This is a genomic window from Hydrogenibacillus sp. N12 (assembly GCF_019645935.1).
Classification (GTDB): Bacteria; Bacillota; Bacilli; order Thermicanales; family DSM-22653; genus Hydrogenibacillus; species Hydrogenibacillus schlegelii.
The window spans coordinates 1586607-1598302 of the sequence record NZ_CP080953.1 but is presented as its reverse complement, the minus strand read 5'-3'; the positions used below and the strand labels follow the sequence as shown (position 1 = coordinate 1598302).

General features: G+C 59.6%; 10 protein-coding genes and 2 pseudogenes. 7 read left to right on the top strand and 5 right to left on the bottom strand.

Translation table 11 applies throughout. The annotated features are described in order from the left end of the window. The first annotated feature begins 5 nt into the window (after positions 1-5). The 4 genes and pseudogenes from K2M58_RS07495 (at position 6) to K2M58_RS12980 (ending at position 3759) form a co-directional block, all read left to right on the top strand. Positions 6-527 (top strand): hypothetical protein, encoded by a 522-nt coding sequence (locus K2M58_RS07495; protein ID WP_220677047.1) that lies wholly within the window; start codon positions 6-8, stop codon positions 525-527. Next, positions 520-2124 (top strand): ATP-binding cassette domain-containing protein, encoded by a 1605-nt coding sequence (locus K2M58_RS07490; protein ID WP_220677046.1) that lies wholly within the window; start codon positions 520-522, stop codon positions 2122-2124. The genes K2M58_RS07495 and K2M58_RS07490 overlap by 8 nt, the downstream gene beginning before the upstream one ends. Before the next feature lie 161 nt (positions 2125-2285). Then, positions 2286-3275, top strand: a pseudogene (locus tag K2M58_RS07485) (ISNCY family transposase); the annotation flags it as partial. Positions 3276-3309: 34 nt separating this feature from the next. Next, a complete protein-coding gene (locus K2M58_RS12980; RefSeq protein ID WP_220678849.1) occupies positions 3310-3759 on the top strand; it encodes a UPF0236 family transposase-like protein in 450 nt (149 codons plus the stop codon). A 100-nt stretch (positions 3760-3859) separates the two neighbouring features. Here K2M58_RS12980 and istB (K2M58_RS07475) read toward each other — a convergent pair whose 3' ends face one another. Then, a complete protein-coding gene (gene istB, locus K2M58_RS07475; RefSeq protein WP_220676869.1) occupies positions 3860-4645 on the bottom strand; it encodes an IS21-like element helper ATPase IstB in 786 nt (261 codons plus the stop codon). Continuing rightward, positions 4642-5919: an IS21 family transposase gene (gene istA, locus K2M58_RS07470; protein ID WP_252393391.1), complete on the bottom strand. Its 1278-nt coding sequence runs from the start codon at positions 5917-5919 to the stop codon at positions 4642-4644. Before istA (K2M58_RS07470) ends, istB (K2M58_RS07475) begins: the two co-directional genes overlap by 4 nt. Before the next feature lie 124 nt (positions 5920-6043). Here istA (K2M58_RS07470) and K2M58_RS12975 point away from each other — a divergent pair, with 124 nt between their 5' ends. Together K2M58_RS12975 and K2M58_RS07460 are read left to right on the top strand one after the other, a co-directional pair. Beyond that, positions 6044-6685, top strand: coding sequence for a UPF0236 family transposase-like protein (locus K2M58_RS12975; protein ID WP_220677045.1), 642 nt, complete (start codon positions 6044-6046; stop codon positions 6683-6685). 459 nt (positions 6686-7144) lie between these two features. Beyond that, positions 7145-8836, top strand: a complete 1692-nt coding sequence (locus K2M58_RS07460; RefSeq protein ID WP_220677044.1) for an IS1634 family transposase — start codon at positions 7145-7147, stop codon at positions 8834-8836. Positions 8837-9193: 357 nt separating this feature from the next. On the opposite strand, the gene istB (K2M58_RS07455) is transcribed toward K2M58_RS07460, so the two are convergent. The 3 genes and pseudogenes from istB (K2M58_RS07455) to K2M58_RS12650 form a co-directional block, all read right to left on the bottom strand. Then, on the bottom strand, positions 9194-9994 hold the full coding sequence (gene istB, locus K2M58_RS07455; RefSeq protein WP_220677043.1) for an IS21-like element helper ATPase IstB: 801 nt from the start codon (positions 9992-9994) through the stop codon (positions 9194-9196). Further along, the gene (istA, locus tag K2M58_RS07450; RefSeq protein ID WP_289628281.1) at positions 9991-10920 is read right to left on the bottom strand and encodes an IS21 family transposase; all 930 of its coding nucleotides are present in this window, start codon (positions 10918-10920) and stop codon (positions 9991-9993) included. Before istA (K2M58_RS07450) ends, istB (K2M58_RS07455) begins: the two co-directional genes overlap by 4 nt. 194 nt (positions 10921-11114) lie before the next feature. Continuing rightward, positions 11115-11231, bottom strand: a pseudogene (locus K2M58_RS12650) (helix-turn-helix domain-containing protein); the annotation flags it as partial. A 186-nt stretch (positions 11232-11417) separates the two neighbouring features. Between K2M58_RS12650 and K2M58_RS07445 the strand changes: the two are divergent. Further along, a complete protein-coding gene (locus tag K2M58_RS07445) occupies positions 11418-11693 on the top strand; it encodes a PTS sugar transporter subunit IIB (RefSeq protein WP_220677041.1) in 276 nt (91 codons plus the stop codon). Positions 11694-11696: the final 3 nt, after the last annotated feature.

The window sequence follows — 11696 nt, the reverse complement described above, 5'->3', positions numbered from 1 at the left end:
GTTTTGTGAAGGTGAAAGTGAGCCGAATACCAAGGGATTCGGACAGCGAAAAAGGCTCGGATTCGTCGGTGATTTCGCCCGAAAGTGCGGTCAAGCCGCGTATGATTTCGAAGGGGTTGTTTATCTTCGATTTCCGACTCAAACCCAATCTCTTGAAGGGTTACTACGCCCTTCCAATCACTTACTCCCTAGGTGACCAGACGAAAACAGAAATGGTTCGGGTCTATCTTTTTCAGAAGAAAGCTCTTCCCCAGCGCTACCGGATCAATCGGTTTTACAAGCACATAAACCAAACGGAAAGGTTCAATAGCGGTGCAGCACTCACGGAAGCCGTCCTCCGCGAATACGGGAAAAGCATTTCCCAGGCGGAGTTCCGAAAGATCATCGACCACATCAAAGCAAAGAGCAATTGGAAGGATGCGGACTTTCAAACGTGGAGGCTGGTACTCAAGCGAGCCTTGAGTTCACCAGCGCAGAGCCTCGAGGAATTCGTCGAGCTTGAAAGGCAGGACCGCGCGGATGAGTGAAGCCACGAAATACTATATTAAGGAAGTCGCGAAGAGTATCGGTGGAGCGAAAGTCGCGTCCTACCTTTGCGTGACCGTCGTCCTCTACTCTTTGTACAGCCTGCAACCCTATTTCTTTTCAAGACTACTGAGCGATTCGGCGATGAACCTGGGCTACCTCGCCGGGGTTGCTGCTTCTTTGCTGTCGATTCCGCTTGTGAACTACCCCAACAATTGGATGCTCCAAGCCGTGAGGATGCACTCGAAACGAGTGGTTTGGGCCGCAAATCAGACGAAAGATTATGCCTACTTCCTCAACAGGAGCGTAGGCGAGTACCAGAACCTGATGAATGAGATTTCGTTCGCGATGAGATCCCTGCAGTATGATGGCCTGCAATTTCTGTTGCAATCTCTGATCATCATCGTCGTCTACGCCGTCCTTTTGTTCCGGTACCACTGGCTTGTGGGTTTTCTTTACCTGCTCACGTACGGCTCCTATCTATATCTGTCGATAAGGCTCTCGAGGCAAAACGAAACCGGGATTCGCCGCGTCCTGGACACGACCTCTGACTTGAACTCATTTATGATCGACTTCTTTAAGAACATTTCCACCATTCTCTCCGCGGGATCGATCTCCCTGGAGAACCGCAATTTCGATAAGCTGCTGAATAAGGAGCGGGAAGCCTACTTCAACCAGCAAAAGCAGATCGACCATTCCCATCTCATCACGCAGCTGTGGATGACGCTCGGCACGGTCGCCGTCGTGGCCGCGGGCTTCACCCTCAGGCCGGGCGGGTCGTTCGACGCTTCGCTGGTGCTGATTCTCATCTATTCGGCTTTTCACCTCGCCGGATTCGGCAAGCGGTTCCTCGCCTTCCTGGAGCTCCTGGGAAGACTCGATGTCGCTCTCAGGAAAATCGGTTACGGCGACCCGCCCCGGGTCCGCCCGGTCCAAGTTGTCTCGCTCCCCGATCCCGTGATCATCGCCGTCGAGGACGTATCCTTTTCCTACAAGGAAGGCGAGCCCGTGCTCCAGCAGGTGTCTTTCGACATCCGTCAGCGGGAGAAGTTGCTTATCGTGGGCAAGAACGGTAGCGGGAAGTCGACCCTGGTCAAGCTGATCGCCGGGCTCCTAAACCCGGACCAGGGGCGCGTGCTGTACAACCGCAAGTACTTGCACGGCGCTGCCGACATCGGCTACTACTCCCAGCATATGGAGCTGTTCGATCGGAGCATTTACGAGAACATGATCTACCCGCGCGAGTCTTGCGACATCGGCGCGATCTGGAAGCTCGTCGACCTTCTGAAGCTGAACACACTCATCGAGGACGAGGAGGACCTGTTCCACAAACGCCCGGGAGACTTCGGCGCCAGGTTTTCGGGCGGGGAGAAGCAGAAGCTGCTCATCGCCCGCTCGCTCCTGAACAAGAAACCGGTGATGATTTACGATGAGATCAACTCGGCGCTTGACAGGGAAGCCGTGGAGATCTTCGCAAACTTGATCGAGAACGAGCTCCGGGACAGCACCGTGATCCTGGTGTCGCACCGGATTGAAGGGATACGCGGCTTCGAAAGAGTCGTGGAAATCTCCGATGGGCGGCTCTCGTTAGTTAGCTAGTTTCCCCTGAAAAAGTCGGGGATTTTAAGCAAAATAAAAAGGAATTTGCAGCCTTCACATGGAAGTAGGATGTTAACCAGACAACCTAATCCCGAAGGGCGAACCACGAGGTGAAGAAAATGTTGAAACTTCGCGACGGACAATTAACCCTTTGAGACGCCATACTTCCGGAAGAGGTTTGGAAACTGCCTGCCGAACTGGCGATCATCGATGAACTGTTGGACGACGAGCGCTTCCTGCAACCGTTTATCGAGAAACACCCGACCAAATCAAACATGGGTCATCCCACCTATCCCATCGAGAAATACCTGCGCCTCATGGTGCTCAAACGCAAATATAACCTAGGTTACGAATCCCTGATCAAAGAAGTCGGCGACAGCATCACCTGGCGCCGCTTCTGCCGGATTGCCATCGATGAGCCAATGCTGGATCCTTCAACGCTCATCTACACGCGCAAACGTTACGGCGACGAAGTCGTCGAACAACTGAATGAAGCGATCCTGCAAAAGCTGAAAGAAAAGAAAGTGCTCAAGCATCGCAAACTGCGGACGGACACCACTGTCATCGAATCCGACATTCACCACCCGACCGACGCCACACTTTTGCAGGATGGCGTCCGCGTCATCACTTGCCTGGTGCACAAAATTCGAAAAGTCGCTCCCCATGCTACACAAGAGTTTCAAGACCATACCAGGAAAATTAAAGACAAGATTGTGTCCATCGCCAAGGTGCTTCGTCGCCGCAGCCGGGAGTCTTGGGAAGAAGTCGACCGTATCACCGAAAGCGTCATCGAAGTGACCCAAGCAGTGGTGGAGCAAGCCCACACGGTGGTGGAAAAAATACGGAACGCAGGTAAACGCACGTTGGAGCAAAACCAAAAGCGGCTTCAAGCCGCCATCACGTTGACTGAAAAACTGATCCACCAGGCCAAACAGGTTGTATCGGGTACACGCATGATACCGGATCGCATCGTCAGCTTTTTTGATCCACAAGCCCGGCCGATCAAGGAAGGCAAGTTGTCCAAAGGAACGGAGTTCGGGTACAAAGTCCGGGTGGACGAAACGGAAAGCGGCTTTGTTAGCGGATATAACGTATACAGCGGCAACCCATCGGACGAGGCATTGCTCATTCCAGCGGTGGAAGCCCACATCTCGGCAGCGGGTGTCGGATCGCCTGCAGGAGCGGATGGTGGACTTGGCTACGGAGATGTCCTACCACCGGGCGGCAAAAGTTCTGCAGAGTTGGGTACCTGGAATCAGTGTCATGACCCTCTGGAAACAGGTGCAGCGGGTAGGGGAGCAAGAACGGCAAAGTGCCAAGGAGAAACAGGAGTTGGTGTTCGAGAGGGGAGAAGTGCCTCCTGGGGAACGTCAAGTGCGGGAATTGGCGGTGGAAGCGGATGGGGTGTGGGTATCGGTCCGGAGGGAACAGGAAGGGGATCCGCGGCACGTCGAGATCAAACTGGCCGTGGCGTATGAAGGGCGGACCGAGAGGGGTCGGCTGCGGGGGAGGAAAGTGGTGGCCGGTGTGATGGCGCCGGAAGATTTCTGGGAGCAGACGATGGCGATGTTCGGGCAGACCTGGGACTGGTGTGCGGTTAAGCGGTGTTGGCTGGGGGGTGACGGGTGTCAATAGCGGATTAAAACTCCCCAAAAAAATCGCGTTCGATTCCCCACAAACAGCGGATTCAGTTCCCCAAAATCATCGCGCATCATTCCCCAGACGTATGTTCGATCTACGCGGTCACCTCCTCCTTCAGCGCATGGGTCACCCCGGCGCGCAGCTTGTCCTTCATCCGGTAGCTGTTGCCGCGGATGTTGATGGTGGTGGCGTGGTGCAGGAGCCGGTCGAGCAAGGCAGAGGCCAGCACCTGGTCACCGAAGAGTGTCCCCCAGTTGGTGAAGCTGGTGTTGGACGTGATGATCAGGGAGCCATGCTCGTAGCGCTCCGACACGAGCCGGAAGAAGTTCGCGGCGTCCAAGGCGTCAAGCGGCAAGTAGCCGACTTCGTCGCAGATCAGCAGCTTCGGCTGGGTGTAGATGCGCAGGCGCTTGTCCAGCCGTCCCTCTTGGTACGCCCGTCGCAAGTCAGCGACCAGCTTCTGCATGGTCACGAAGTAGACGCTCATGCGCTGTCGAATCGCCTCCATCCCCAGGGCCACCGCAAGGTGGGTCTTGCCCACCCCCGGCGGTCCCAGGAAGATGACGTTGCTGCCCTCCCGGATGAACGTCAAGCCGGCCAGTTCGCGTATTTGTCGCTCATCGACGGACGGCTGGAACGAGAAATCGAAATCTGCAAGGGTCTTGTGATACGGGAAGTTGGCCATGCGGAGTCTGGCGTGCATGTAACGGCTGTATCGCTCCTCCTGCTCAGCATCCAGCAGTCTGTGCAGGAACTCCGCATAGGTCGCCTGGTGCCCCGCTGCCCACTCCACGCACGCCGGCAGCACCGCCGCGGCGCGCTTCAATCCCAGCTCCAGCAGCTGCTCCTCGGCCTTGGCCAAAACCAACGCCTCACTCATTGCCCCTGACCTCCCATCGCGATCTGCTCATAGACGGACAGCTCCCGCTGCTCCACGTCCGGCCCGATTTGCAACCCTGGCACCTTGCCTCGATCCGGATGAGGCGTCCCAGCCGGGATGCCCTTGAAGTGCTCAGGGTCGGTTGAGACCTGGTGCCTGCCTGTGAGCACGCGGTGTTCGGCAATGACCTGCCCGCCGTACTCGATCTGCAGGCGGCCTGACTCAAACTCCCGGACCAGCACGGTGTGCCCCACATACCGCCATGGAACGGTGTACATGTTCGTGTTCCAGGAGATGCGACAATCGCTCATGACCTTGCGCATATCGGCGTACGCCAGCGTGTACCGGCTCTTAGGCAGGGGCTTAAGCGTCTCGGCCTGAAACCGCACCACCGGCTGCTCCCGCGTCGTGCCGTGGATGCGCACATTAGCCACCGTATCCCGCCAGATGGCACCTTGCCGGTTCAGGTCGTCATGGTCCACGAACGAAACCGGCCAGAAGCTGGACCGGATATACCCGATGGGCCGTTCAATCTTCCCTTTGGTGCGACTTCGGTAGGGCTTACAGGCCTTGGGCACGAATCCGTAGTACTTGGCGAAGTCCATGTACGCCGGCTGCCAGTCGACGTGTCCATGACCGTCGTTGGCCACGACCAGCGGGGAGCAGTTGTCGCTGAGCATGACCTTTGGAACCCCGCCGAAGAACTCCAGCGCGTTCCGGAGCGCCTGGAGGATATGCCGTTGGTCCGCCGCTCTGATAAACTCCAGGTAGAGCATGCGGGAGTAGGCGAGGACCATGGCAAAGCACCATACCTTGCGCCGATGGCCCTGCGGATCCAGGTAGGGGAATGCGCCCAGGTCGATTTGCGCTTGTTCCCCCGGAGCCGTCTCAAACCGCACGGTTGCCTTGGCAGAGACAACCGGGCGGAGAGGGTGCATGAACTCGCGCAGTACGGTAATTCCGCCGGTATATCCCTGCTCCCGGATCTCGCGAAAGATTCGCTCCGCATTGAGGACGCCGATACGCATGCGCTGCTCCACATAGGCCTTGTACGGCTCCAGCTTGTGGCCTTTCACCCTACGGCTGCGCGACTTCACCCTCCCCTCCTCCTGCTGCCTCGGCTCACTCACAGCCTTGCGGATGGTTTTGCGGTCATGGCCGTATCTTCTGGCCAGTTCCGAGATGCTGACGCCCTCCTCATACAGCTTCCTGATCTCCATCTTCTCACTCTCCCTCATCACCGGCACCTCCCCAAAAGTGATGGCAGGTGCCATAGTTCGACACAGGGGTGGGGAATTCATCCCGATGATTTTGAGGAAATCATGCCGGTGATTTTGGGGAATCTTTATCCGCTGCTATTGGGGATTTTACATCCGATGTTGACACGGGGCGGGCTGGTTGAAAGAAGGGGTGGAGATGTTGCCGCATGCCGTGTACCGGCTGGACCGGTACCACTTGCGTCGGGCGTTGGTGGAAGGGCTTGGCGGGGACTCGCAAGGGTATGAGCGGGTGGCGCAAGCCATTGCCGAAGGCGATTGGGAGAAGGCGCAAACGGGGCTCAGGGAGGCCAGGGAGCGAGCCCCCAGGGACAGACGGAAGCGAATTTGGGCATTGGAGAGGTACTTGAAGAACAACTGGGCAGGGATTGTGAAGCTGCCGGAGGCGAAGCTGCCGGAGGCGTGGCGGTTGGGGGCGATGGAGAGGCAGGTGTTTCACCATGTGGCGCGACGGATGAAGCGGCACGGGGCGCGGTGGAGTGTGCGAGGGGCGGATCATCTGGCGTGTCTATTGGCCGTCAAAGCCAGCGGGGAATGGGACCGGTTCATGAGCCGTCGAGGGAGGACCGTCTCCAGAGAGTTGGAGCGCCGAGTGACGCGACGGTGGGGCCGGCAAATGGCTCGGGCGGCCGGGGAATGGTTGCAGACTCATTTACCGGCATTGGAAGGCCCTGCAGCAGACCGGCCATGGGTCAAACACATGTGCTGCGGGAGTTGGCTCGAGCGGAGCAATAGTTGTGGTGAAGAGAACCGGTGCTGGTGAGGTCTTTGCCTACCGAACGTTGACACGCACTGCAAGCAGGCTTGGCTTGATTTGTTGACCAGAACCAGATAAAATAACAGTGTAAGCCTGACTTTTTCCGTTGTTTCGTTCCCTGAGGTACTCCGTCCGGAGGCCTCCTTAAATCACATTTTCTTGGAAAAAACGCCTTTTTCGTGCCATACGGCGCGGAACAGGCGTTTTTTTATTTTTTCGGGGAGGTAAAGACGATGAAAAAGGAAATCGTATCTGCCGTCGCGATCGCCATCCAGGCTCGTATCCCCGTTTTGATCTGCCGGAGTTCGACAGTTTTGGGGCCAAATCAGGCACATGGTTGAACCCCGAACCCGATAGTGACGCGTTTTTTGGCCTCTAGCCGTAGGCCGACGGGCGAAATCGCGTAGGCACACGCCTGGTATGTTATAGATTGCTATTTTGGGTATGGTGTGCTATCATGTAAGCATGTACATTCGCCAGGTCAAACGCCAAAACAAAGACGGCTCCGTCGTCACCTACGTTCAACTCGCCCACAACGTGCGCGACCCCCGCACCGGTACCCCCAGGGCCCAGGTGCTCTACTCCTTCGGGCGCGCCGACCAGCTGGACGTCGAAGCCCTCAAGCGCCTGGCGAAAAGCATCCGCCGCTTCCTCAACCCCGAAGACGCCCTAAGGCTGCAGCAGGAGCCGCAACACGGTCTGCGTTTCCTGGCAAGCCGTCCCATGGGTGGAGCATGGGTTCTGAACCATCTGTGGCAAGAATTGGGGATTGGGCGGGCGCTGAACGACTTGCTGACCGACCGTGCCCACCGCGGTGCCGTGGAGCGGGCCATCTTTGCCATGGTGGCCAACCGCGCCCTGGCGCCTGCCAGCAAGCGCCAAGTGGAGCAATGGGTCAAAGACCAGGTGGCCTTGCCAGGGGTGGAGGAGATCCCCCTGCAGCAGCTGTACCGGGCCATGGACTTTCTGCTGGAGGCCCACGAACAACTGCAGCGAGAGGTGTTTTGGTCGGTGGCCCATCTGCTCAACCTGGAGGTGGACTTGCTGTACTTGGACACCACCTCCACCTACTTCGAGATCGAACCCGAGACGGTCCAGGATACCACGGAAGACGAGCAAGGGCGCCCGCAGACCTTGCGGCGATGGGGTCATTCCAAGGACGACAAACCGCTACCCCAGGTGGTCATCGGCCTGGCGGTGACGCGGGATGGGATTCCGGTGCGCTGCTGGGTGTGGCCGGGTAACACCGCAGACATGAGCGTGGTGGAAGAGGTGAAGCGGGACCTGTCCGGCTGGAAGCTGGGCCGGGTCATCACCGTGGTGGACCGGGGGTTTGCCAGTGAGGAGAACCTGCGGGTGTTGCAGCGGCCGGGGGGTCATTTCATTGCCGGCGAAAAGCTGCGCAGCGGCAAGCCGGCGGTGGAGACGGCGCTGAGCCGCCGGGGCCGCTACCAGAAGATCCGGGAGAACGTGTATGTGAAAGAAATCATCGTGGGGAACGGTGAAGCCCGCCAGCGCTACGTGCTGGTGTTCAACCCTGAGCAGGCCAAACGGGACCGGCAGCGACGGCAGCAGTTGCTGCAGCAACTGCGGGCCGAGCTGGCGCAGCTGAGAAGGTTGAAAGGTGGCCCGCATACCAAGGCGGTGTGTGCCTTACGCAGTCACCCCACCCTGGGGAGATACCTGACGCAAACCCCGCGGGGTGAGTTGCGGGTGGACATGCGCAAGGTGAAAGCGGAGGAACGCCTGGATGGCAAGTACCTGCTGCGGACGTCGGACGATACGCTGTCGGCGGGCGACGTGGCGCTGGGGTACAAGCAGTTGATCGAGGTGGAGGCGGCGTTTCGCACGCTGAAGAACACCTTGGACCTGCGTCCGGTGTATCACCGGCTGGACGAACGCATCCGCGCCCATGTGTTGCTGTGCTGGCTGGCGCTGTTGCTGATTCGCGTCGCGGAGATCCGCACGGAACAGACCTGGCCGACGTTGCGCCGGGCGTTGGAGCGCATGCATCTGGGGCAGTTTTGCACGCCGCAAGGAATGATCTGGCAACGCACAGAGACGACGCCTGATCAGGCGGCCATCTTCCGAGCGTTGAAGATTCCCGAGCCGCCACTCGTTCTACAGATCGACTCCCAAGCGAAAAGCAGCGCGTAGATACACGAGTGTGTACCACCGAGAGGCGCTCAGGCCCATGACGATAGGGCTTTGAGCGCCCTTGTGTGTACTACCGACTGTCGAACTCCGGAGCTCGAGACCTCTGAAAAAGTCCTTTACAACGGGCTTTTTCGCCGGGTGATTCTCCAACCGGTGGGGAATTCCTTTTGTAGCAATGGATGGCGATGGGAGGAAGGGCGATGCTCCCTCCGCAAAGGCAACAGGTTTCTTTTCTCATGGCCACGACCCCTGAGCAGATGGTGCCCGGGGATCATCCGCTCATGAGGGTGCGCGTGTCAACGCCGACTTAAAATTGACCCACTTGGCGCCGCTTGGAAATTGACCCACCCCTTCCGGTCACTTACTATGTTTAGAGCCGCGGCATCCCCCCTTTCGGGTTAGAGTCCCGCCGAACAGTCCCGCCCGCTTCTTCTCCCGAAGCCGGTAGCTCTCGCCCCGGATGTTGATGACGTGGCTGTGGTGAAGCACCCGGTCGAGGATGGCGGTGGCGATCACCGAATCGCCCAACACTTCGCCCCACTCCGCAAATCCCTTGTTACTGGTCAAGATGATGCTGCCCCGTTCGTAACGGGCCGAGATCAGGGCAAACAGAGCGGTTGCCGCAGCCCGGTCGTAGGGCCAGACCCCGAATTCGTCGATGATCAGCACCTTGGGGGCCAGGTAGACTCGCATGCGCCGGTCGAGCCGGTGCTCGGCTTGGGCGCGGCGCAGGTCTTCGAGCAGCTCGTGAGCCCGCACGAAGTACACCCCATAGCCGGCCTCGATCGCCTTGATCCCGAGAGCCACACTCAGGTGGGTTTTGCCCACGCCTGGGGGTCCGAGGAAGATCACATTGGCGGCGTCGGCGACGAAGGAGAGGGTAGCCAGCTCGCGAATCTGGCGCTCATCGACGGACGGCTGGAACCCGAAGTCGAACTGCTCCAGGGTGCGGTGAAAGGGCAAATGCGCCAGTCGTGTCCGTGTCCGCAGGTAGCGCTCCCGGCGCGCCGCCGCCTCGAGGCCCAGCAGGTCCACGAGGAAGTCGGGGTAGGGGAGCTGCTTCTGGGCGGCGGCCTCCAGGCGGCTTTCGAGAACCGCCGCCGCGTGGCTCAAGCCCAGCTGCTCCAGGTACTGCCGGGCCTTCTCCAGGGCGATCATCGCCGACTCACCGCCTCGACCAGAGCCCCGTAGGTGCTCAAAGACCGTCGCTCGACTTCCACCGTGGGCCATTGCACCGCCCGGGGCTCCGGCCGCGGGCGGCCACTCTTCGCGGACAACCCCGCCCACTGCTGCGGGTGCGTGAAGCGCTGGCCCGGCCGGAGGGCCCGGGGATGCACCGCCACCCGCTGGTCACCGACCCAGAGCTCGACCACGCCCTCGCCCGGCTGGACCTGGACGAGCTGGCCGGGCCGCCAGGGCCACGGCAGGCCGTACCACGCCCGTTCCCACTGCACGTAACCGTCCCGGCCCACCTGTCGCTGCTCGCGCAGCCAAGGCCTCAGCCGCTCCTGCGGGGGCAACGGCCGCAAGGCCCCTCGTTCGATCGCCAACCGGTCCACGGGCCGCTCATGGGTGGTGCCGTGGATGCGGACGTTGGCCACGGTATCACACCACGCCAGGGCCTGCCGGTTCAGGTCATCCAGATCCGTGAACCGAACCGCGGGCCAGAAGTTGCCCTTGACGTACTTGATGCCGCTTTCCACCCGGCCCTTGGTCTGGGGGCGGTAGCCCTGGCAGAGCCGGATGGCAAAACCCAGCCGCAGGGCAAAGTCCAGAAAGCGTTCATTCCACTTGGGCTCGCCGTTCTCGTCCAGCCCCAACACCACCAGCTTGGTTCGGTCGTACAGGCACGTTTCCGGTACCCCGCCGAAGTACCGGAACGCGTTCAGATGGCAGCGGATGAACGTCGCGGTGTCGGCGCGGTCGACAAACTCGACGTACAGGGCCCGCGACCAGCTGAGCACCATCGCGAAGACCCACTTTCGCCGGACCGTGCCGTCCGGCAGCGTATAGGCACAGCTGCCCCAATCCACTTGCGCCTCATGCCTGGCTGCGTCTCGAACCGGACCGTGCCGGGAATGGATCGGGGGCGACGCAGGGGCCGGACGAACTCCTTGAGGATGGTGTAGCTCCCCTCGTAACCCTGGATCCGCAGCTCGCGGAGAAGGACGACGCAGTTTTCCACACCTTCCGCGACCCGTTGCAGGATAAACGCTTTGTACGGGTCGAGCTTCGAGCCGCGAGCCGCCCGAGGTGCCGGCTTAGGCACCTCGGTGGCGCGCAAGTACCGCCGCACCGTGTTCCGGGAGATGCCGAGGATTCGCGCGATCTCCCGGATGGACCGACCCTCACCATGAAGCTCGTATAGGCGTTTCACCTTCCCACCTCCCAGCATGTTGCCGAGGACACCTCCCGCTCCGTGGCTGGATTCGGAAGGTGTCTTTGCTGGGGGGTGGGTCAGTTCTTACCCGGCGATCCCGGGTCAGTTTAACACCGGCGATGACAAACCATACGCCATGCTCCTAGGTTACTCCAAATCGATCGTTTCAGTGGACTAATTCATGAGAAAGGAGGTCTGGCTGTGCGCGTTCTAGCTGTATGCGGTATGGGCCTAGGCAGCAGCTTGATCTTACGGATCAACGTGGAATCCGTCCTCAAGGAACTCGGTATCCAGGCCTCGGTGGAAGTGTCAGATGTCACATCCGCCAAGTCCATGCCCGCTGATCTCATTGTGACGTCTGGTCAGCTGGCGGAGGTGTTACGCCGCGACGATGTACCGATTATCACGGTCCAGAACTACCTTGATCGTGAGGAAATTCGCTCCAAGATTCAGGCAGCCTTAGGGCAGGAGGGCTGATCC

What these genes read in the sequence shown, in the direction of transcription:
- K2M58_RS07490 (WP_220677046.1), top strand. Translation starts at nt 520, where the DNA reads ATGAGTGAAGCCACGAAATACTATATTAAGGAAGTCGCGAAGAGTATC.
- K2M58_RS12980 (WP_220678849.1), top strand. Translation starts at nt 3,310, where the DNA reads ATGGTGGACTTGGCTACGGAGATGTCCTACCACCGGGCGGCAAAAGTT.
- istB (WP_220676869.1), bottom strand. Translation starts at nt 4,645, where the DNA reads ATGAGTGAGGCGTTGGTTTTGGCCAAGGCCGAGGAGCAGCTGCTGGAG.
- istA (WP_252393391.1), bottom strand. Translation starts at nt 5,919, where the DNA reads ATGGCACCTGCCATCACTTTTGGGGAGGTGCCGGTGATGAGGGAGAGT.
- K2M58_RS07460 (WP_220677044.1), top strand. Translation starts at nt 7,145, where the DNA reads ATGTACATTCGCCAGGTCAAACGCCAAAACAAAGACGGCTCCGTCGTC.
- istB (WP_220677043.1), bottom strand. Translation starts at nt 9,994, where the DNA reads ATGATCGCCCTGGAGAAGGCCCGGCAGTACCTGGAGCAGCTGGGCTTG.